Below are 21,991 nucleotides of genomic sequence, written 5' to 3'. Positions count from 1 at the left end.
GGGTGGCCGTTTTCAAATGTCACAAAAATGTGAATTTTTAGCCGACAAAATGGGGCTGACGGTGACATTTCTGTGAGGTTTCTATTTTATGATGCTATAAGACAAAGAAACTCGCACACAGCGAGTATCATCAAAAGGGGGTAATATTTTGGATTATATTCTCAAAGCCGAGAATTTGACGAAGATTTACGGCCACCATAAAGCATTAGACAATTTTTCCATACACATTCCGCAGGGGGTTATCTATGGATTAGTAGGAAAAAATGGTGCTGGCAAAACAACCTTGCTTCGGATAATTTGCGGACTGCAAGAAGCTACTTTCGGGGATTATTCCCTATATGGAATTAGCAGCCGAAAACACGAAATCCTGAACGCAAGAAAAGAAATGGGGGCCGTGATTGAAACACCGGCTATCTATCTGGATATGTCGGCCACCGGAAACTTAAAGGAACAGTATCGTGTGTTGGGACTACGATCATTCGATACCATTCCTCAACTTCTGAAGATGGTGGGCTTGGAGGGTACCGGCAGGAAAAAGGCAAAGAATTTTAGCTTAGGTATGAGGCAGCGATTAGGAATTGCGATTGCTCTTGTGGGAAATCCAAGGTTTTTGGTGTTAGACGAGCCAATCAACGGACTCGACCCGCAGGGCATCATTGAAATGCGGCAGCTTCTTTTGAACCTCAATCAGCAGTATGGTATTACTATTTTGGTATCCAGCCACATTCTCGATGAGCTGTCCCGTCTTGCTACGCATTACGGCTTTATCGACAACGGAAAGATGATTAAAGAAATCAGTGCGGATGATTTGGAAAACTCGTTCCGCAAGTCTATCCGAATTGAAGTAACAGATGGCAAAGCGTTGGCCGCCGTTTTGAAGCAGACAGGCCAACCTTACAAAATGCCTGCTCCCAATGTGACAGAGATTTATCACAGATTAAATATTTCCCAGCTTACATCTGTCCTGGAGAAGTACCATTGTGATCTGCTGTCCATTCAGGAACAGGAAGAAAATCTGGAAAGCTACTATGTTGATTTAATCGGAGGTGTTAGCCATGAGTAGACTGTTGGTATCAACATTTATTCGTATGCTGAAAAAAGTTATATTTTGGTTTTTGTGCTTTGTATGTTTGCATACGGAGTGTATACTGCATTAAATATAGCTTCGGAGGCTCGTATAGGATTTGTGCTAGATAGATGCCTTTTTGAGTGCTTACCACTGATGGGGCTTATATCTGCAATCTTTACGAGCCTGTTTATTGGTTCCGAGTACAGCGATGGTACAATTCGCAATAAGATAATAGTCGGCCATTCTCGAATACGGATTTACTTAGCAAATCTTATTGTGTGTGCGATTGCCAGTGTATTGATTTCGCTGTCCTATACCGTTGGAGTTTTTGTAATAGGAAACATGAATGGCGGTGAACTGATAACAGAAACAGCTACAATTTTTCTGTGCATGATAAGCAGTCTTATGATTTCTATAACCTTCGCCAGCATTATGACGCTACTTGCTATCCTGAATACAAATAAGGCAGGCAATGTAGTTGTGAGTATGATACTGGCTTTGGTTCTACTGGTATCCGGTTCTTTTATCCATCAGAAACTTGGAGAACCAAAACTATACGATAACTATGTGACTGTCAATGAAATGGGTATCCCTACACAAGTTGAACAGCTTCCGAACCCTCAATACATTGAAGGTACACCACGGATTGTTCTTGAAGTTCTTAGCGATCTGCTACCCTCTGGACAGGCCATCCAACTTGCAGATGCGTTTGACACAGAGGGAATGACGGATGAAAGCATAGCAAAGGCCCCTTACAGATGGATGGGATATTCTCTGTTGGTGACATTTCTAACTTCTGTTTTGGGAATTGCCCTGTTTCAGAAAAAAGAAATTCGATGAAGAAAAGGCAATAAATTTTCAAATCTCACAGGTTAGTGAGATTTCAACCCATTATTTTGTCGAAACAGAGAATGTCAGTGACATTTCTGTGAGAATTGCTTGTTAAGATAAGCGAAAAAGAAACAACCTGCCGGACGACGGCAAAAGAAAAAAAGCCGTCGTAGAGCAGACAATTTGACACGCTCATTTAAAACGGCGGCTTTGATTTTCAGAGCCGCCGTTTCTTTGCGTTTACACAAACCTATGACGACTTGCAGGGACACGGTAGCCGATTGGAGGTTATTTTGTCGTGTCTCGTTTGCTTTTTCAAAGCTCACATGATCTACATCAGTTAAAAAAAGCATTACTCCTCCTCCGGGCAAGTATACCATTGCATCGGCACTATCGTTCCATGCAATTCAGTATAATAGTGGCTGTTCTTGGCGCGCCAGTTTTCCATCGCGGAAATCTGGCGTTTTTTGTTTCCAATTTTTAGAAAATACTCGGACAATATGTCGATGTCGTGCCCCGCCTACTGATCTGAATTCAAAAAAATTCAGATTGGAGGAAAGGACATGGAAGGCAGACAGTCCAAAAGAAGAAAAGATAAATACAACCCATATGAAATCTATGAGAAGGACGGAAAATATTATGTTTCATTTCGCAATGGTGAAAAAGAGTACAAGGATTTGGAAATAGGAAAGAATGTATATGAGGCTTTTAATACGTTTGAATTGCAGGACGTGTCGCATATGAATATTGTGGACAGGCATTTGGAACAGTCAGAAATCTGGGATTCCAGTTTATATGAACGGATATTTCAGAAAGAAGAAAGTGTAGAGGATACGGTTCTGAATAAACTGGACACGGAACGGTTACATAGTGCAATCCAGCAGTTGTCGGAAATTCAGAGAAGACGATTGATGAAGTATTATTTTGAAGATAAGAATTATGAGCAGATTGCACAGGAAGAAGGATGCTCTTTTCAGATGGTAGCAAAGTCTGTAAAAGCAGCAATCAGAAATTTGAAAAAGATTTTGAGATAGTGGGTTGAAAAATAGCATTTAAGTGAGGAAACAGGTGGAAAGAGAAATATTCTGATCCGCCTGTTTCTTCTTTTATCACAAAAACTGGGGAGCAGGACGAACCTTGACAAATTCATATACATTCATCAGGCACATTCCTGTTGTTATCGTGATGAGCGTAAGTCACATTAACAGATACGCTATGACACAGGCTGGGTAAAGACAGCGAAATCCCACCCGTATACTTCCTTTTGGTTTCAGGTTGTATTGTCCAGACTGTTGAGCGAAAAATATTTGGTTATAATTGTCAGATTGCTTCTGACAGGGCGATGACAGACAACAGGCATAATGATACTCCTGTCCGGTCATAAAGTCGTGTATACAAAATATTTCTTTGATGCCGCAACAAGTGAGGGCAGCTTCAGGAGATCCCTGGAGAGGAAAAATCCCAATCCCATATATTTATTTTAAATAAAATCCTGTGGAGCTGATTAGCAGTCAGCCGTCTGATGATTTCCCAATTACAAGTCGGGACGTCGCGGACAAATAGGCTTGTATTTTACATATTTAGGGATAACAACAGTTAGAAAGTCGAGAGGAGATAAAGCAAAGATGGAAGATAGAAACGTCAGGCGTGGGGATATTTATCACGCCGACCTCGATCCTGTATTTGGAAGTGAACAGGGCGGTTATCGTCCGGTGCTGGTGATTCAGAATAATATAGGAAATAAATACAGTCCGACAGTGATCGTGGCAGCAATTACTAGTAAAGAAAAAATGAAACTGCCGACACACATTGCAGTCCCGGAAATGGAAGGTTTGGAAAAGGATTCTGTAGTGCTGTTGGAGCAGCTTAGAACTTTAGATAAAAGACGGTTGGAAAATTATGTGTGTACCTTAGATCGTACTGAAATGGAGAAAATCAATAAAGCAATCCGAAGAAGTACCGGGATACCGAAGATAATTGAAAAACCGTTAGTCGTGAGCTTGCGTAGAGTATGTGCAGGCAATTTTTATGAGGTGCCGGGACATTATATCCGGCGGGTGAATCCGGAGCAGCGATATAAGGAATTATGTATGTTCTGCAATGTCCGGAATGGGTACGACTATTATATAGGAAGAAAGAACAAGTAACACGTAAAAGTCAAGTGTGCGATTTGAAAATTCGCACATTGGACGATGTAGACGAAAATGGATATCTTAGTGGTGTACCGTTTTTAGATGTTACACAGCTAAAAACTACCGGTAGTAAAGCGCAAAGATTAGGACGAGGAGGATAACGTCATGGCAATGATAGAGAATGAAATGGAAAAGAAAGTATATAAAGTAGAAGATGTTCAAAATTTGCTTGGGCTAGGACGCTCCAAGGCATATGAATTTATAGAAAATGTTTATTATGACAGAAAACCATTCCGGGTGTTGAAGATTGGCAGATCGTATCGTATCCCATGCAATTCTTTTGATAAGTGGCTGAATGGAGACGAGGAGAGAGAAAGAGTGAGAGCAGAATGAAACAGAAAGAAACGCAGCAGGAGACAATGTCAAAGGAAAAGAGAGTTGTCTTTTTTGAAGGAAAATCATGGTATCACAGAACCAAAGAGCTGCAGGACGATCTGACGACAAAATATGGGAAAAAAGGTGGCTTTGAAACGCCGGAAGAAGCAGAGAAAAGTTACTGGGAATATGAAAAAAGATACCAGAAGAAGCAGAGAGATCTCCAGATTGCAAAAATGCAAAAGACAGATGTAATGCTTGGAGATTATCTGGAATATTGGTTTGAAAATATTTTCAGTCCGAGAATTGAGACAACCACGAGGATGGTTGGAGCATATACGTTAAGTCCTCTTTATAATGTTGGGTATGAAGATCTACGATACGGGAAAGAGCACCCAGAAGATCTACATCCTCAAATCTTACCCCGGCCATCAGCGTTCCCTTTCCGGCACAAGAGGGATCATCTGCCTTGCTTCATGTTCCGGTTTGTCTGCTTTCAGACGATCCATCAAAGACGGCTTTGTTTCCGGCACCAGCTCCCGGATTTCTTCATCCGTCTGTCCATCTGTCAGATCCGGGCGCACAGGAGGTTCGTTGTTCAGCCTGCCATCCAGCATATTGTAGTTACCGGTTTGTCCTTCCTCATAAAGTTCCGCATTGCGAAGATAACTTTCCGGCGCCTGAAACGGCTGTCCGGCAAACAGGATTTCTCTTTGGGTGGTAAACTGTGCAAGGACGCCATTTTGCAGTCTCGCAAATTCTTCATACTGGCGCAGGGTAAGCCCTCGTTCCAGCATTTCCGTCTGGGTATGCGCCCAGCCTTCTCCATAAAGAAAATAATACATGTCGGGCTGATCACAGACAAAACACAGGGAACCGTCCTGATTGTCATAGTAAGATGGCTGCATATCCTGGTAATGGCAGCGTTCCTCACGCCCCAAATACACACGGTTGTCCGCACCCAGCATAGCGACCATACCCACGTAATTACTATGAACCGCAGAGCGGATTTCTACCAACGGATCTGTTTGAGAAGGAATCTGTCTGCCCGGAATCTCGTTTTGTTTTTCCGCTGCATCATTTCTTGGTGTCACTTCTTCATGGCTGCGCGCATCCAGCTCCGGTTGAGATGTTCCTTTCCGAACAGCACCGGGTTCCGGTTCTTTTTCTTTCACATAGTATCGGACATTTGCTGTCGTATGCTCGTTGGTTTCCTTTGCATAGTTTTCAGCATCAGCTTTGGTATCAAACTCCAACGGTTTTCCATTTTCCTTGCACCAGCTTTGTGCCGGTCCGAAAATAGAAGTGCTGCTTCGTACTGCCCATACACCATAGGTCAGTTTCTTTTCCATTCCGCATCCCTCCTTATCGTTCCTGCTGTTTGGAAGTTTGTTGCTTTTTTACCGGGTCTGCCGGTTTTGTTGCTTTTAGCTGCTGACGGAGAGAATTCTTATGCTCCGGTTCGGAATCTGTGATGTTGACATATTCGCCAATGATACAGAGCGCTTCTCCATAACTGCCGGAAGCAAATACCCGATCAGACATTTCTTTTGCCTGTTCTTTCAGACCATGCTCCCGCAAAGTACGGGAAGCAATACCCAGCAGATTAAAAATGTTCCCATCTGCTCCGATCAGTGGACAATCCGGTTTATCTGCCAACGCTTCCGGTGTTTCTATAAATCCGCCTAAATAATTCGGCACAAAGTCCGACAGCCATGTGCCGCCATAGACTTCATGGGTCTGTAAACGCCACAGGGCAAGTTTTCCTATATCCAGTTTCACATCATCAAACGGGTAAAGCAAACAGGTCAGTTCGCCGTGCTGAAAAGCAGACACATTCTCAAACTGACTGCCATCTTTCAATATGCCTGCATTTGTCAGCATTTCATTGATCCCGTCCACCCACTCTGTCAGATCCCCGCCACAGCCCTGTAAAATCAGTCCTTCCTTATCTGACATACGGCGAAGGTCCTCTGCAGTAATCGTGTTGATATTCAAAAAATCGCCTCCTATCGTTTTTGTTAAAATATATGTTTTGTCCGCAACTTAACCTTATTTCAAAGCACCGGAGTATTCTTATACAGCTCCCTTAAAAACAGGTACAAAAAGCCCTTGAAAATCAAGGACTTTTGGGGCTAAGTTGCGGACATATCATGGTTGGTTTTGCCGCTTCCTACGTTTGCGTTCCCGCTCGGATTTCCGTCTTGCATAGATCCGGCAGGCATCAGAACAATATGCTTGGCTGGTTATAGGAAGATACACTTTTCCACACACAGGACATATTTTCTGTCTCATGGAGGTGTCCTCGCCGGTAATGGCTGATTCCAGTGCTGCATCCACCGGCAGCACCGCTTTTTCAAAGTACCTGCAATAAGCGCCGATCCACCATTTATTCAGCATATAGCAAGAGCTGTCCAGAGGAAGGCAGATCTTATCCTGGGAGTCATAGTTGGCGCAAAGCTCCGTAACCAGCTTTCGGATCGCAGCCCGCTCCGAGCGGTTCAATTCTCTCTCTGCCATAACGCCTACCTTTCCGGGACACTGCTTTTCCGGCCGCTGGAAATTCCGGTTGTATCAGTAACATTCCTGGGCTGTGAAAGGGCATCGGCGATAGAGTTCCGCTTTTTCTGTTTCGGTTCATGGTAAATAAAAAGTTCGTTTTTTCCAGGCACATATAATAAGCCGTTTTCTTCGCAGCGGAAAACATCACATTCTTTGTCGGTTGCAACGGTATAAAAGCCTTTGTAATCATAAGGTGCTTTTTGCCAATCCTGATAGGTACACAGCCCTAAGTTGGGGTCACTTGCCAGCCGTTTCGATATGGCGAAAAAGTCGCCTTCTTTTTTGTGAAATTTTCGTATGGGCGTGAAGTGATAACCGCCATATTCAAAGGTTTTTCGATCACTCATTTACGCCTGCCTTTCTTTATGGGAAATTCCAGCTTGAAATTCACATATTTACCGCCGGTATCATCCAGGATCACTTCCGCATCATAGGTCTTTCCTGTTTTTTCACTGTAAAGCCCGGACATAGAAATACGGCCCTCTTTCAAAAGAGCCGCTGCCACAGACTTTGTGATGGATTTTTTCTTGCTGGAAAAGAAACGGTTATCTTTCCAAAGAGCAAAAGAGCATTCCCTGTTGTCGCAGAAAAAACCTTTCTTTCCTTCATATACCGGGGCGCCACAGCGAGGACATACCCCCACGGCTTCATGCACAGTTCCTTTGGAAGAAGGGAACAGATCCGCAAAACGTTCCTCCGGGGCAGTATGTTCTTTTACCAGCGTCCGGCTCATATCTGCAATCTGATCCATAAAAGACGTTGCCGACAGTTCGCCATGTTCCACTTGTTTCAGCATAGATTCCCATTCTGCAGTTAAGATGGGAGATTTGATATTGTCCGGCAGGACTGCGATCAGGTTCCTTCCTTTTTCGGTAGGAATGAGCTGCTTTTTCTTTCGCTGTACAAATCCGGCAGAAACCAGCTTTTCCAGTGTTGCCGCACGGGTAGCCGGAGTCCCCAATCCTTTACGCTCGGCATCGTCCGGCATATCTTCCGCACCGGCCGTTTCCATAGCGGACAGCAGTGTGTCCTCCGTATAATGTTTCGGCGGTGAAGTTTTCCCTTCACGGAGACTTGCTGATACAGTTTCAAAAGTCTGTCCTTCCTTCAATACAGGGAGAGCGGCATCTTCGTTTTCGCTGTGTTCCGTTTCATTCTGCCTGATACTCATACGGTGAATCCGTTCCACCTCTTTCCAACCAGACTGTAAGATGGTCTTTCCTTTTGCCGTAAAAGTATATCCCCGGCAGTCCAATATAGCGGTGACCGCTTCAAACCGGTTTGCCTGCGTTGTGGCACAAAGCAGTCTGACGGCAAGCAGGGTAAGCACATCCCGTTCCCCGGAAGGAAGCTCTGACAGGTCTGTCCTTGCAATCTCCACAGTTGGGATGATGGCATGGTGGTCGGTCACATTGCTGTCATCTGTTACCCGGTCAATGTCCGGCTCTCCGGCGCAGCCTTTTCCAAAGGGCATCTTGTCACGCAGCCACAGGATCAGGGAAGCGGCGGTTGCCTGCATGTCCTTCGTTAAATACTGGCTGTCCGTTCTCGGATAGGTTGCCAGCTTCTTTTCATAGAGAGATTGCACATAATCAAGTGTCTGTTGAGCCGTATAGCCATAAATACGGTTACATTCCCTTTGCAGAGTTGTAAGGTCATAAAGGCGGGGAGGCTGTATGGTTTTTACCTGCTTTTCCACAGAACGCACAAAAGCGGAGTTGTGGTCACAGTCCATACGGATTTTTTCAGCCTCGGATCGTTCCGTCATTTTTTCGCCGGAAGCAGTAAAACCTCCGCAGGTGATCTCCGGCACATAAAAAGGCTTGCTGATGAAGGATTCAATATCCGACTCACGCTGTACCAAAAGTGCCAGCGTCGGTGACATAACACGGCCGACATTTAGTGTGACACCATACAGGACAGAAAAAAGCCGGGTGGCATTGATCCCAATCATCCAGTCGGCTCCTGCCCGGCATACTGCCGCATCATAGAGCTTATCGTAATCACTGCCGGGACGGAGATGGTCAAAACCCTCACGGATCGCCGCATCCTCCATACTGGAAATCCAAAGGCGTTCCATAGGCTTATTACATCCGGCATATTCATAGACCAGACGGAAGATCAGTTCTCCTTCACGCCCGGCATCCGTAGCGCATACCACGGAATCAACCCGTTTGTCCTTCATCAGCCGGCACAAAAGAGCAAGCTGCGTTTTCTTATCCTTTGGAACTTCATATTTCCAGTTTTCCGGTAGGATCGGAAGGTCCTCATACCGCCATTTGGCATACTGTTCTTTGTAAGCCTCTGGCTGTGCCAGTTCCAAAAGATGTCCCACGCACCAGCTCACCAGATAGCCGGAACCTTCGAGATAACCATCTTTTCTTTCTGTTGCGCCTAATACTGCTGCCAGTGACATAGCAACAGAGGGCTTTTCTGCAATCACAAGTTTCATATTTTTGTAACCTCCATTTCTTACAAACTTACTTCACTGCGGTTGGGCTGCTTCGGTATTGCGTGATCTGCCTGCTGAATCTGTGCTTTTTTATCCGAGAGCCGTCCTAAAACGCTTTTTTCCTGTCCACGCTGCAGCAGCTTTGTCTCACGGTCATAATACTGGACTTTATCCGAAAGGCGGTCCTCCGGGGCTACCTGGGTAGCATTGACCTCCCGTACCATAGCTTCCAATTCGGAAAGCTGCATGGAACCATTATCCGGCAAAATCAGCAGCTCGTGGATCGATGAAGGAAGGACATAAAAATTGGTGCCAAGCAATCCGCCCACTTTTTCCAGAACACCTTCCTGTACTGATACAGACGCACCGTTTAATTTTTCCTGATTTGTCAGGATATAAATGGGTACAAAACCTATGTCCAGCGGTTCTTCCCGGTTAAAGAGGTTTTCAGGTTTTACAGAGAAGATACTTTCTGCCATGACTTCTTCCATGTCATAAAGGCAGACAGGACTTCTGGCATTTGCGGCCTGCACCGCATCTTTATGAAGCTGTTCTTTTGTGATACCCCACATCTGCATCATGCTTTCGGTAACAGCAACAGAAGCAGTTCCTTCCTCATCTGCCGCAACCTGAATCCTGTAATAAGCCGCCAGCTCCCCGCAGGAAGTATAAGGCTTTCCTTTCAGATATTCCTGATTCGTTTCTGGATCGCACATCTGTACCGCCAGCATAGGACGGACCGCCTCATAGTTTTCCAGCATAGAGATGTCCAGCGGAACCCGGTTATAATTTTCCAACTGGATCTGTGCAATCTGTTTCATGGCAGTATCTAAAGGCATCCCGCGTTCCACCTGCTCGGCGAGTGCTTCCAAATAGATTGTTGGTGCAGCCCGTTCTCCGGGTAAAAGGATCGTCAGTCCGGTCAGCATCCGGTCGTTGCTTTTTGTTACTTCATTGACGGAAATTACTGCGTTCTGGTATTCCATAGGCAGGTATTCCTTGATATGGCTTTTTACATATTCTACAAAATTCTGATTCAATCGTTGTCCTCCTTTTTGTCCGTCAGATCTGCGTTGTGTTTGGTTTCGGAATGTTCCGTGTTCTCTTTTCCGACTTGCATAAGACACATCAGCATAACACCGGAAGCCATTCCTCCGGCAAAAGTAAGGAAATGTGAAATCAGGTTCCACATAAGCATTCCTCCTAAAAATGGGTAAAGAAAAACGCCCACTTCAAAGTGAGCGCATCAACAGGTATCTATTTTGTTTTTGGTTTCAAATGATCCGGCAGGACGATCTCTCCAACCGGGATTTCCCGCAGTTCCTTCTTCATCCGATGGGTGAAGCGGATCGTCTTTGCCGTACCGCCGGTTTCCCGTCCGTCATATACAGCGATCACTCGGTCGGAGTGCTCCACCATATAGCGGTTTCTGTGGGAGTAGACACTTGGGAGATATTTTTCCTGTATGACAACAACATCCGCACAAGCCTCCAGCAGTTCACGGGTTCTTGTTTTCTTATTCAGGCTGTCCAGACGCTTGCGGTAAGGAATCACTGCGATCAGCTCCAGCGCCGGATTGGTCTGCTTTCTTTCCAACACCAGCTCTGCAAAATACTGATCCACGCCATCTGCAAAGCCACTCATAAAACAGGTGAATCCATCTGTAACGGCAGCATCGATCCCATGTTCCAAAGCGGCTTTTATTTTGTTAATCTCATTCTGCGGCAAATCCCTGTGTCCGGTAACACAGCAAGTCTTTCCTTTCATCGGTCATCCCTCCATCTGATAGGTAAAATTCTTCACTTTTCACATAGTAATAGATTTTATTTAGCAAGTCAACGATAATACCCTTTTTCTATTTGCGGATAATAAAGTGGTGTAAGGTACAATCTATTACAGAATGGGAGGTGAAGGCGATGTATGAAGATTTTGTCCCGGAACGATTAGCGAAGCTGCGGACACAGAAAGGAGTTTCCGCACGCGATATGTCGTTATCGTTAGGTCAGGCAAACAACTACATCAATAATATTGAGAATAAAAAGTCACTTCCCGCTATGCAGTCTTTTTTCTACATCTGCGAATATCTGGGTGTGACTCCGCAGGAATTCTTTGATGAAGGAAATACCTACCCGGAAACCTTGAAGGAATTCATTGCAGAGGCAAGACAGCTTGATCCTCAATCCATGCAATATATCCTCGGTATTATGAAAGAACTCAATAGCAGAAAGTAAGCGGTCACGGTAATGGCCGCTTTTTTCGTGACTTTCTTTATTATATTTTATAATGTTCTCGAAATATCCGCTCCCTATACCGATAAGTATTCAAAAACTGTTCTCCAAACAGCCTTTTTCTATTCGCCGGTACTGCCAAAGCTGCCGGTTCCTCGTTCTGTTCCCAGATCGGTTACAAAATCCGCAATGACGATTGGCGTGATCACAAGCTGCCCGATACGGACTCCCTTAAAAAGAGACTGCGCCTGATTGCTTACATTGCTGATGATCGCATGGATCTCTCCACGGTAGCCGGAATCCACAGGCGGAAGTTCACAGACCAGACCTTTTACCGCCATGCTGGTACGGGGAAAGATATATCCTGCATATCCATCCGGTATTTCCAGTCCAAAACCGAGAGGAATTTTGGCGACTTCTCCGGGCTGTAAGGTACAGTCATGGGGCAGATAAACATCCGCTCCGGCATCATTGCCATGCGGACGGTAAGGACGCTGGTGCTCCGGTACGCCAAAGTCGATCAGTTTTATTTTCATCGGCAGCCTCCTTCCCAAAGAGCGGGATAATCTTTTTCTAAAATATCCTCCGGCGTCATATCTGCCTGCAGTTTTCGCCCGCAGGTCATTTTCCCTTCCAGACATCGATCCAACTGACAGAAAGGCCCGGTCAGTGACGGGGCAAACAAGGCAGGGCTTAGGTCATAAAGTTCTTTCCAGACCTTTAACAGCACGATCCTTGTTTCATCTGTATTTCTTCGGCATACCCGCTGGCCGATGATATGTTTCCACTGATAAGGGGTGGCGCTGATGAGCAGTACATTTCGTAATCCCTGGGGCGTGGCATAGCCGGCCGCATCGTGCCCGCTTCCGGCAGTGCACAGGGCTTCATAACATTTCATGCTTTCATGACAGCTTTTTAAGTACAATTCCCGTACCACTGCCGGAGCCGTCATAATAGAATACGGGACAGCGAAATCCGCCTGTCCCGTATAGTTGCTGTACTGCAGCGATGCACTCATAAATTTTACTTCGTTCTGGTGGCGGGTGATCTGCGCCAGAAAACGCCTGCTGGCGCCGACAATGGCTACCGTGATCACCGCAAATTTCTGGATGGTAGGATGGGGAAGCGCCCCCATAGCTGCTACTGTCTGAACGCTGAATGATTTTTCGTAGAGCTCCATCAGGTCGTCCATTGAGGCAATCTTATGTCCCTGTTGGGTAAGCCTTGCCGCAAAGACCATGTTTTTTTCTGCTTCCGCCACCGCCTGGCAGTTCAAAATTTTTACTTCGATTCGTTTAATTGGTATGTCCCTCCTTTACAATCGCTTTCAGTAAGAACAGATAGTTAAGACTGTCTGTGATCTTTTCATCCCATGTGTCCATCGGATAAACCGCTTCCTCGGCAAAGCACATATCGTACAGAGAAACAATATGCTTTGCCAGCATACCGGCAAGGGCACGCTGGGGCGTTGTATGCTGTAAAGCTGCCGCTGCCTTAAATGCTCCCAGCCGGTCCGGGTCATCCCCGGTGTATTCTTTGGTTTTCCGTTTCAAGGTATCAGCGCAAAGCCGTACCTGTTCGTCAAAAACGGCATTGACTTCATTTTGCGTAATATAGCATCCCTCCTTTGAAAACAAGAAACCGGCTATTCTAAAGCATCTTAGAATAGCCGGCAAATAAACGGATATGTAATTGTTTATAGTGTATTGATCTCTTTTTCCAGTTCCCGGACCGCTGCTATGACTGTCTCAAATGTCGGAACATCTCCATACAACATATCCTGCATAGAGTTATAGTCCGCTTCCAATGCTGCGAACCGGTATTCCGGCGGGAGTAATTTTAATGTGCCCGGCACAGCCTCCGGGTACTTCGCCCATGCTCTGGGATAGAATATCATTTTGAAATCTACAACTTTCTTCAGGAGATCCAGCCTGGAAAAAGCAGCTTCTTTGACCGGTGTTGCAGCCATGCGGTAGAGATCATAATAATGTCTGGAATACCGCTGCGGCATTTCCAAATGTTCCGGTCTGTTCGCTTCATGGTGTAGGATTGTGGCTTTTTCCCAGAAGGTCCGTTCCGGGGCAACGGTAAGGATTGCGGTTTCTTTTTGCTCAAAAATCTTCGGATAATATTTTGCCGCGTATGGTTCGATCAGCGCTGTTTTTGCAGGAGTCCACGCTGCCAGCGCACCAATCTCTAAACGGATCACCTGTAAAGTCGCCGTATTCGTAAAAAGGTGCGGATAGGCGAAAATGACCGTCTGTTTATCCTTTTCATCTATGTAGACATTTGCTTCACAACCGATTTCCTGGGATAAGCCGGCTTTGACTGCCGGGCAGAATGTTTCGGACAGAAATACCTCCGCACGCGCATTGGATTCTTTGTTAAAAGCATCCTGTTTTGTATTGGAACGTTTCTCCCATGGTTCATCTTTGCCATATCCTAATACACGCCAGTCCAAAATCAAATCAATATCTTCTGAAAACCGGCTGATCAGGTGAAAGGCTTTTGAAAGGCTGGTACCACCCTTAAAGGTGATGGACTCTTTCCATGGTGAGCGGTGAAATAAATAATCCAGCGTAAAACATACCCAAAAGTCTTTTTCCACGATGGCATCATTCAGCCCCATTTTATCTGCTGTATTTCTGAACAGCTCCCTGCGGTCGTTATCTGAAAGTCTTGCTATATTTCTCATTGTATCTTTTCACCTCCACAAATCTGCCGTATCGTATCGTAAACCCAATCCGTAGACTCGGTTGCTTCCTTCAAACAAGCCTGTTTATCCTTATCTGTCAGTTTTTCGGAAAGCATCTGTATGACTTCTGGCGTAACATTCGATCTGCCAAGCGTTTTTAATGCCTGTATAACCAAACTTGTCATATAGGACAATCCGGTAATCTCCTTATTGGTCCGGTGCTTAAATTCCAGCTTTGTAGAGTTCCACTCGTAGGTCTTATATGGACCATCGCTGATATAGGACCATACTGCTGTTACCTGTGTTGAAAGACCTAACAGGTTCAATGCTGTATTCCCACATGGGGCAATCGTCCAGTGATAACTTCGTGCCAATGCGTTCGCCACCGCTTCCGGGTCTGCCGCCACATATTCATCCAGAAGTTTGCTATATTTTGGTTTTTCATAAACTCCTTTCAAAATACGGCGCAATGTTCCCGATTGCACTAAACGGCTTAAACTTTGACGAATAGTGGATGTATCTGCAATATCCGCAAAATCAGACATTACAAAAATAGTTCCATCTTCAAGAGAAAGAACACGCTCCCGTATTCGTTTTGTATATCCGTTGTCCACAATACCGCCTCCCTTCATGTCACGAATATTATATATTATTCGTGACATGATTGCAATAGGTCCTATTCCTCTTATTTTGAATGTTCCCATTAAAAATCTGATTTATACATCAAAAATCAAAAATTTTGAAAGGCAGTACAGTTTTCATATATGTCACATATTTTATATATTATTCGTGACATCAGGCAGTTGGCAGGTAGATCCAGTCGTGCATCAGGCACACGCTGGGTTCATCCTCCCTGGGAACCAGACGGTAGGTACATTCTCCATAGACCGTGCGTTTGTCCTCGATCTCCATACCATAGGCTTTATAAAAACGGTATTCCAAATTAGAGATAATACAGCGCAGGGTTTGCAGAGCCTCCCTCTGAGCTGATACGATTAGGTCACGGTCAATGCTGCGCTTCAAAAACAGCAGCGATTTGTAAAGCTGTACCTCTGTGCGGTAAGGGCGGCAGTCTTTCGTTTCCAACCATCCGCAAAAAGCGACCGGTCCGCTCTGGATCACACTGCGGTCCGGGTGATAATACTCGTAGCAGTCCAGGTTTGCCGTATTCAGAAGATAGAGCATTTCCCGGACTTCATTTTCCGGCATGTCGTAAAACCGCAAAAGCGAGCGGTAAAGATGGACATAGCCAGGAATGGAAATCATGGTATTTACCATAAAATAAAATCCTCCTTGTAAACAGCAGGTGCGGGAGCTTTTGCCCCCGCACCGTCTAAAATCTATATTTCGTTATCTACTTTCACGAGTTTTCCCATGACAAGGAAGCGTCCTGTGCCGCCCGGCGTACAGGTAGAAAGGGTCAGTACCTTATCGCTGCAGGTCACAGTCACATCACTTTCCACCGCGGAACGTTCCTTCATAGCTGTAAGCCAGGTAGTATAAGCACCGTCATCCTTCCAGGAAAGCTGCCAGGGAGAAGTTTCACTGCCGGATTCTTCCGGCTTTGCTGCAAACGCCGCAAAGATCTCCATGACATAACCACCCTTCGGAGTAACGAGATACATCTGCCTGTGGGTATCAAAGTAACTTTGTTCATCGTACCGGTTCAGCAGGGCAAACATGGAACCATCCCGCATATTATGGCCGTAGACAATCGTATTGCGGTCTGAAAAATCTGCCTGGTTTTCATAATCGGCAAACAGGCAGCCAACCTTGTTATAGGTCCCGTCATAAAGATGGTTCAGGTAATACTCGTTGTTGTCAGTCTGCGTCACCGGATAATTGAGCACCGTATCAGGAAGGGAAAGCCATCCGATGATGTCCGGTCCATTTTCACGGAGCGCTTCAAAGTCTACCGAAGGCAGGACAATATCGGCATCGTCCTGTTTTGTTTCTGTCGGATAGGTTGCCTGTTCCGGGGAGTCTGTCTGCTCCGGTACTTCTACATATCCGGCAAGATTCCGATAGGCGTCTTTACTCTCTGCATACTGGTTCAGGTCACGGAACACTAAAAATCCACTGCCAAAAGCCACCAGAGTGCAGAGTGAAAGGACAGAAGCCCCGACAGCCGTTCTTTTCGGGGAAGTCCTGCTGTATTTTCCCTTTTTGAAATAATACACAGCAAATACGCTGCCGCCGATCAGTGCGGCTGCCAACAGTCCGCCATATAGGAAAATATACGGATCATCCCCGGTCTGCGGTACCGGCTTTTGAGGGGTGGAAGGATTGGACGGAACAGAAGGTTTTTCCGGCTTCCCCGGCTTTTCCGGTTTTTCATTAAAGAACTGGACCGTAGATGTCTGGTCAGCTTTGATCTCCACCGTAGCGGCATCAGGGATGATGTAATCCTTGCTTGCCCGGTTTGCAACTTCTGTTACGGTATAAATACCGACACGAAGGCCCTTTACTTCAATTACACCGGATTTTGGAGTGGTGAATGTCTCGCAGTAGGAGCCGTCCGCGCTCTTGACCTCGATGGCAAAACCATCTTTGCGCCCGTCGCTGGAATCCTTTGTGATCTTTAAGTTGCCACGGTAAGCCTCATTGGTAAATCCGTGCCCGGCTTCTCCATTTTCCACAACTGCGATCTGTCCATCTTCTGTGATGGAGAAATAGTAAGCGTTAGGGTCAGGCTGATAGCCCTCCGGCGCTTTGCTTTCTTTGATAAAGTAGCCGCCAGCCAGAAGGTTTTCCGCCGTATGATAGCCTGCATCGGTTTCTTTCAGCGTACCGATCTTTTGATCGTCAGGATCATATTCCTGGTTGGCGTTGGAATCTGCATACAGGTCGAACACTGCACCGGGCAAGAAGCGCAGGAAAGAATTCTTGTCTTTCTTATCCTCCTTTTCCACAGGGGACGGTTCTTCCACAGCTTCGGTTTTGGTCACCTGCACGCTGCCGCGGATCAGGGTGTTTTCCACACGGATCTCGATATGCTGTCCGTCTGCACCGATATATACATGGTGCTGCTGCGGGCTTACTGTATAAAGGTCAGGGGCAGAGATCTCTTTGACGATCCAGTGTCCGTAAGGAATGTTCTCAAAGGAAAAACTGCCGTCTTTTCCGGTAACAGCAGTAAGCAGTGCATTTTCTTCGGTAAATTCTTCTGTATCAGGTCTAAACAGTCCCATGAGCGCACCGGCCAGTGTGACATCTTCGCCGCCTTCCGGGTTTTCCCCAACTTTTACACCGTCTACACGTCCGCGGAGAAGTTCATTGGAAACAGCCTCGCCTTCATTGACAAGGATCTGTACCAGTGCGGTTTCCTGTCCGGCGTATTCAAAGACGACCGGATATTTCTGATCCGAAAGGATATAGGCGCCGTTGGTCGTGCGTTCCTTGACATAATAGCTGCCAAAAGGCAGGTCGGAGGCGAAGGAAGCGCTGTAACCGCCGGATTCATCAGACGAAACAGAGACCACTTCCAGAAGTCCATCTGCCGGGATCACGCTGCCATCTGCCGCCGTCAGGTCTGCGGAAGCATAAAGTCCAAAGGAAATATCCTTATATTCCTCGTTCATGCCAAGACCGAACAGGTCGTCGGTCTCCATTGCCTTGAAAAGTGTGACATCTACTTTCTGTCGTTCGTCATAAAGACCTGTTGCTGCCTGTGTGACCTCCACGGTCTCACCCGCATAGGTCAGTTCCACATATTCCGGTTGAGGATTCAGCACACAACCGGAAGGAGCCTGACGTTCCTCCAGACGGTAACGGCCAAGATAGAGAAGCCCGCTTTTCGCTGAGCCGTCCTCGCCGGTCGTAAGGGTTTCCACAACCGTATCTTTTTCTGCCCGCAAGGTACCGTCACCGGTATAAATATCTTCATCTGCGATCACGTCATAGACCGCTCCGGGAAGTCCGGCAACCTCATACACCGGCTGGTACAGTCCGTCGTTTTCCTGGACAGAAGCAAATACTTCTCCGGTCTTTGTGATGGTAAGCTGGCCTTTCTGCGGCATATTGTACTGAGTGACCGTCACAACCGCCTCGCTGCCGTCAATGGTAAACGGTACCGGCTGATCGGAAAGCACATAGCCATAAGGGGCAGCCACCTCATAAAGTTCATAATCCCCGGCGGCCAAAGGCTCCGGCAGCATCAGCCAGCCCTCGTCAGAAACATAGAAGGTATCCAGTGTTTCCGGGTTCGGATAGTAGACTGTCTGGGTGATAAATTCCCCGGTGGAAAGATCCTTGATCTGAAAACCGGTTCCGGTCACAGGGATAATCTTTCCGGTCTCTGCGTCACATTTTTCAACTTTCAGACGGGCTGTGATGGTGCGGTTGTTCAGAATGTAGCTATAAGTCTTTCCGTCAGAGGAAATAAATACCGTAAAGTCCGGGACAAAGGCTTTGCCTTCCTCGCCTGCGATCTGATGGACCGTATAATGCCCATAAGGAAGCGGTTTACTGGAAGCAAAACCATCCGCATCCGTGGTAAGAAGGTCACGTTCACTTTCCTTTGCTGCGTCATAGCTTCCGGCTGCCTTTAAGTAAACTTCAAAGACTGCGCCTGCTTCCGGGCGTTCGATGATACCAGCATTGGGATCGTCGGTATTTTCGCCCTCAGGCACATCCGGGTCCAGGTCATCGGTGTGCTTGACAAGCTGGATATTTCCGTAAATAACCGTTTCCGTCACCTGATTTTCTGTGGTATTGAGTTCCACTTCATACAGGGAAGGGGATGCACCCACTTCATAAATGGTTTCATTCAGAAGATACCCGGTGCTCGGTTCGATTTCCCGGATCGTCCAGCCATCCCCGCATACATAATAGCGGGTCATAAAGCTGCCATCCGGCCCGGTAGTATAAGTGTCGATCAGTTCGCCATCACGGAAGATCCCATAGGTCGCCCCTGCAAGAGTAGCATCCCCCTGGGCATTTCCGGTGTCAGCATCACTCTTTACCACATGGACACGGAACTTCTTCAGAATATTGCTGAAATGTACCGAAGAAGTCTGCCCGCTTTCAATGGTCACGTACTGTGCGGAAGGGGTCACATAGCGGTCCACCGGAAGTTCTTTTACCAGATAGGTTCCCGGCAGGAGCTTCTTTTCAATCTGGCCGTTTTCTCCGGTCGTAACTTCCTCATTGACTTCATTTCCCAAAATGTCCGTACCGGAGATATGGAAGGTGATACCGGAAACAATGCCGTCCTCACTGGTCTTGACAAGTTTTGCGGTACCGTAAGTTTCCGTTTTGATTTTTACAAAGAAGGAAACCGGATCGCTGGCGCCGGTCATCATGGTCTGGTAGCCGGGTCTGCCCCAGATCAGCATGTCGTTTGCCACCGGGATATTCTTTCGGAATTCAAACAGCACCGGGTCCATCATCATCTGCCTGCTGGTAAAGGTGTATTCATTTCCGTTTCTTGTCACAGAAACGCCGCTGCCTTTCAAAGCCTCCAGGTCGATCTTCAAGTTGTTGGTATCTGTGACCGTCAGGGTATAGATCTTTTTTTCTACATCCCATTTCAGTTCCAGTTCCGGTGCTTCGCTTTTCTTAGAAGAAGTAAAGGAAGGGACTGTGGAATGGGAAGCAACCTGTGCCAGAATCCAGTCATAGGCTTTTTCTGCCGGTCGTCCGGCGATCACGCTAAAATACTGGTCGGCGTCTGCGTGGCCGTTTCCGTGGCGGCTGTACGGATCGCTTCTAAGCTGCTGCTGGTATTCCCAGAGGATGATCTGGGTCGCCATCTTATAGTCGTCCTCGTTGATCCCGGAAACAGGGAGCGCCGCACCGGGTTTCCAGCCATAGATCGCAGTCAGGGTGATCCCCCTCCTTGCCTCGGCAGGAAGCAGGTTCAGGTATTGGCTGTTGGTTCCGCTTTCCGAAACATAGGTGTTTTCCGAAGTATGGTAAGGAATCCCGCTCTCCACACAGTAAACCTGATGGCTGATCCCGTCAGAATCCGTCAGCATATAATGCCGGTAAGCATTGCCCCCGGAACTGGTGTGTACGTCGATGGTTCCGTCTGCATGGTAGGCAAGATAGGTGTAAGGCGCTGGGGCGCGGTAGTGGTTCCCATCAGAGCCTACATACTGATCGCCCAGCCAGGAGCTTGCCGTCTGTCCGACAGACATGGCAAAAGCCTGAGCCGGAAGAAGCCCCAAAATGCTTGCCATACAAAGCAAAAACGCCAACAGCTTGCGAAAGCCGCGGCGCCTGGTTATGATATGTTCCATGAAAAAATCCTCACTTTCATAAAATCTAAAAGGACAGCCTTATTTGCTGTCCTTGTCGTCAAAATCATCCTCGGAAAGATATTCCGGCTCCCCGTATGCCTCATCCGGGTCAAAGCCTTCGCCATAACCGTCATCCTCAAATTCCGCATCGTCCTCGGCCTGCTGTTTCGGACGCACGATTTTTACATAGTAACCGATCCCGCCGACCGCAAGTAAGGCAGCAAGGATAAACAGGATCGTGCCGACGCTGCCGGTTTCTTTCTTCGGCTTTTCCGGTTCTGCCGGTTTTTCAGTTTCCGCCGGCTTTTCTTTTCCTTTGCAGCCATTTAAGTCATTTTTGCAGACCGGACAGCCGGTATTGACCTTTCCAGCCTCACATTTTTCTGTGCAGCTGCAACTTTCTTCCTGGGGAATCATGCTCATGCTGCCATTGTTCTTTTCTGCAAGCGCCATCAGGTCGGACTCTGTGACGCCGTTTAAGAAGTAGACATTGTTATCTTCCCGTTTCCCGTCGATCACCAGATAAAAAACATTGCCCGCGTCCGTAGTGATGGTGTAAAACTGTTTTTCCCCGTCTGTACCGCTGATATTGTCCTGTACCGTTCCGGTGCCTTCCGGGGTAAATGCACCTTCAGGGACCGCAGAAGTATTTTCCTGCTGTCCGGTACTGTTATCTGAACCGGAAGAATTTCCGCCGCCGGAAGGAGTTGCAGCGTTTGAGCCGGAAGGTTTTTCTTCCTTAGGCGGTTTTGTCTGTGTACCGGACGGACTCTGAGGTGCTGCCGCAGCAGGTTTCTTTTCAGGAGCCGGTTCTTTGTAATACGGATTATCCAGCTTTACCGCATCAGAACGGTTTCCTGCATAATCCTTTGCGTATATGCTTACCTGTTTTTCTGTTCCTGCATAATCTTTCAGTGCAACCGACGCTTTCCCATCGGTGAGGGAGTTGATACGGTTTTCATCAACAAAGACCGCCTCCACGCCGGATAGATCGTCACTGCTTTCTATTTTCAGGGCATCGCCCTCCAGGGAAGCAGTCAGCGTTGGCGGTGTGGTGTCTTTGGAACCGCCGGCATGAGCCGTTACAGGTAATGCGCTGACACTTACAAGAAGCGTAAGCGCCAGCAGCAGGGAAAGTTTTTTAAGCCTCATGCACATCCTCCTTCTCCTGCGGTAAAACAGTTTCCGAAGGGGCCGCCTGCTGTGATTTCAAAAAATCCGCAAGCTGCTGGGGTGTCAGTTTGAAACTGCGCGCCACCGCCACATAATCGGTATTTTCCAGCTCCGTTTTCTGTTCCTCCAGCTTATGGAGCTTTGCCTGCATTTCCGCAATCTTTGTTTTGGTCTTTTCAATTTCCTTTTCCAGTTTTTCAATTTTAAGATTCAATTTATTACCTCCAATCTG

At 46.8% G+C, this 21,991-nt stretch carries 23 protein-coding genes; 6 read left to right on the top strand and 17 right to left on the bottom strand.

Annotation, left to right across the window (positions count from 1 at the left end; genetic code table 11):
- Positions 1-148: 148 nt before the first annotated feature.
- The 5 genes from G593_RS0111820 (at position 149) to G593_RS0111795 (ending at position 4,425) form a co-directional block, all read left to right on the top strand.
- Complete coding sequence (locus tag G593_RS0111820) at positions 149-1,063, top strand: ATP-binding cassette domain-containing protein (protein WP_029731812.1); 915 nt, start codon at positions 149-151, stop codon at positions 1,061-1,063.
- 45 nt (positions 1,064-1,108) lie between these two features.
- Positions 1,109-1,909: an ABC transporter permease subunit gene (locus tag G593_RS0111815; protein WP_081646541.1), complete on the top strand. Its 801-nt coding sequence runs from the start codon at positions 1,109-1,111 to the stop codon at positions 1,907-1,909.
- A gap of 554 nt (positions 1,910-2,463) precedes the next feature.
- Positions 2,464-2,934, top strand: a complete 471-nt coding sequence (locus G593_RS0111805) for an RNA polymerase sigma factor (protein ID WP_029731810.1) — start codon at positions 2,464-2,466, stop codon at positions 2,932-2,934.
- 591 nt (positions 2,935-3,525) lie between these two features.
- A complete protein-coding gene (locus G593_RS0111800; RefSeq protein WP_029731809.1) occupies positions 3,526-4,047 on the top strand; it encodes a type II toxin-antitoxin system PemK/MazF family toxin in 522 nt (173 codons plus the stop codon).
- A gap of 150 nt (positions 4,048-4,197) precedes the next feature.
- Entirely contained in the window at positions 4,198-4,425 is a 228-nt protein-coding gene (locus G593_RS0111795) for a helix-turn-helix domain-containing protein (protein WP_005337954.1), read from the top strand.
- A gap of 413 nt (positions 4,426-4,838) precedes the next feature.
- On the opposite strand, the gene G593_RS0111785 is transcribed toward G593_RS0111795, so the two are convergent.
- From G593_RS0111785 to G593_RS0111750, 8 genes are all read right to left on the bottom strand, one after another.
- Entirely contained in the window at positions 4,839-5,759 is a 921-nt protein-coding gene (locus tag G593_RS0111785; RefSeq protein ID WP_029731808.1) for a DUF4316 domain-containing protein, read from the bottom strand.
- Between the two features lie 13 nt (positions 5,760-5,772).
- Positions 5,773-6,366, bottom strand: a complete 594-nt coding sequence (locus G593_RS0111780; RefSeq protein ID WP_442852375.1) for a hypothetical protein — start codon at positions 6,364-6,366, stop codon at positions 5,773-5,775.
- Between the two features lie 192 nt (positions 6,367-6,558).
- A complete protein-coding gene (locus tag G593_RS0111775; protein WP_029731806.1) occupies positions 6,559-6,927 on the bottom strand; it encodes a cysteine-rich VLP protein in 369 nt (122 codons plus the stop codon).
- Positions 6,928-6,932: 5 nt separating this feature from the next.
- Positions 6,933-7,316: a hypothetical protein gene (locus G593_RS0111770; RefSeq protein ID WP_029731805.1), complete on the bottom strand. Its 384-nt coding sequence runs from the start codon at positions 7,314-7,316 to the stop codon at positions 6,933-6,935.
- Positions 7,313-9,421: a DNA topoisomerase 3 gene (locus tag G593_RS0111765; protein WP_029731804.1), complete on the bottom strand. Its 2,109-nt coding sequence runs from the start codon at positions 9,419-9,421 to the stop codon at positions 7,313-7,315. Before G593_RS0111765 ends, G593_RS0111770 begins: the two co-directional genes overlap by 4 nt.
- Positions 9,422-9,441: 20 nt before the next feature.
- A complete protein-coding gene (locus G593_RS0111760; RefSeq protein WP_029731803.1) occupies positions 9,442-10,461 on the bottom strand; it encodes a DUF5688 family protein in 1,020 nt (339 codons plus the stop codon).
- Positions 10,458-10,613 (bottom strand): DUF3789 domain-containing protein, encoded by a 156-nt coding sequence (locus G593_RS20840; RefSeq protein ID WP_081646540.1) that lies wholly within the window; start codon positions 10,611-10,613, stop codon positions 10,458-10,460. The genes G593_RS0111760 and G593_RS20840 overlap by 4 nt, the downstream gene beginning before the upstream one ends.
- A 65-nt stretch (positions 10,614-10,678) precedes the next feature.
- Positions 10,679-11,188, bottom strand: a complete 510-nt coding sequence (locus tag G593_RS0111750; RefSeq protein ID WP_029731802.1) for an SLOG family protein — start codon at positions 11,186-11,188, stop codon at positions 10,679-10,681.
- Between the two features lie 149 nt (positions 11,189-11,337).
- Here G593_RS0111750 and G593_RS0111745 point away from each other — a divergent pair, with 149 nt between their 5' ends.
- Positions 11,338-11,652, top strand: a complete 315-nt coding sequence (locus tag G593_RS0111745; RefSeq protein ID WP_005361112.1) for a helix-turn-helix domain-containing protein — start codon at positions 11,338-11,340, stop codon at positions 11,650-11,652.
- Positions 11,653-11,771: 119 nt separating this feature from the next.
- Here the strand turns inward: G593_RS0111745 and G593_RS0111740 are convergent, their stop codons facing one another.
- From G593_RS0111740 to G593_RS0111700, 9 genes are all read right to left on the bottom strand, one after another.
- A complete protein-coding gene (locus tag G593_RS0111740) occupies positions 11,772-12,185 on the bottom strand; it encodes a dUTP diphosphatase (RefSeq protein ID WP_029731801.1) in 414 nt (137 codons plus the stop codon).
- The gene (locus G593_RS0111735) at positions 12,182-12,949 is read right to left on the bottom strand and encodes an FAD-dependent thymidylate synthase (protein ID WP_255348530.1); all 768 of its coding nucleotides are present in this window, start codon (positions 12,947-12,949) and stop codon (positions 12,182-12,184) included. The genes G593_RS0111740 and G593_RS0111735 overlap by 4 nt, the downstream gene beginning before the upstream one ends.
- On the bottom strand, positions 12,945-13,262 hold the full coding sequence (locus G593_RS0111730) for a hypothetical protein (protein ID WP_029731799.1): 318 nt from the start codon (positions 13,260-13,262) through the stop codon (positions 12,945-12,947). Before G593_RS0111730 ends, G593_RS0111735 begins: the two co-directional genes overlap by 5 nt.
- An 83-nt stretch (positions 13,263-13,345) precedes the next feature.
- Positions 13,346-14,344, bottom strand: a complete 999-nt coding sequence (locus G593_RS0111725) for a nucleotidyl transferase AbiEii/AbiGii toxin family protein (RefSeq protein ID WP_029731798.1) — start codon at positions 14,342-14,344, stop codon at positions 13,346-13,348.
- A complete protein-coding gene (locus tag G593_RS0111720; RefSeq protein WP_029731797.1) occupies positions 14,341-14,958 on the bottom strand; it encodes a DUF6088 family protein in 618 nt (205 codons plus the stop codon). The genes G593_RS0111725 and G593_RS0111720 overlap by 4 nt, the downstream gene beginning before the upstream one ends.
- A 181-nt stretch (positions 14,959-15,139) precedes the next feature.
- On the bottom strand, positions 15,140-15,622 hold the full coding sequence (locus tag G593_RS0111715) for a hypothetical protein (protein ID WP_015542949.1): 483 nt from the start codon (positions 15,620-15,622) through the stop codon (positions 15,140-15,142).
- Between the two features lie 62 nt (positions 15,623-15,684).
- Positions 15,685-20,586, bottom strand: coding sequence for a class B sortase (gene srtB / locus G593_RS0111710; RefSeq protein WP_029731796.1), 4,902 nt, complete (start codon positions 20,584-20,586; stop codon positions 15,685-15,687).
- A gap of 39 nt (positions 20,587-20,625) precedes the next feature.
- Entirely contained in the window at positions 20,626-21,738 is a 1,113-nt protein-coding gene (locus tag G593_RS0111705; RefSeq protein ID WP_029731795.1) for a DUF4366 domain-containing protein, read from the bottom strand.
- Positions 21,728-21,973: a DUF4315 family protein gene (locus G593_RS0111700; protein WP_029731794.1), complete on the bottom strand. Its 246-nt coding sequence runs from the start codon at positions 21,971-21,973 to the stop codon at positions 21,728-21,730. The genes G593_RS0111705 and G593_RS0111700 overlap by 11 nt, the downstream gene beginning before the upstream one ends.
- Positions 21,974-21,991: the final 18 nt, after the last annotated feature.

This window comes from Dorea sp. AGR2135 (assembly GCF_000420885.1).
Classification (GTDB): domain Bacteria; phylum Bacillota; class Clostridia; order Lachnospirales; family Lachnospiraceae; genus Dorea; species Dorea formicigenerans.
The sequence above is the reverse complement of the archived record's forward strand: the minus strand, read 5'-3'. Positions and strand labels throughout refer to the sequence as shown.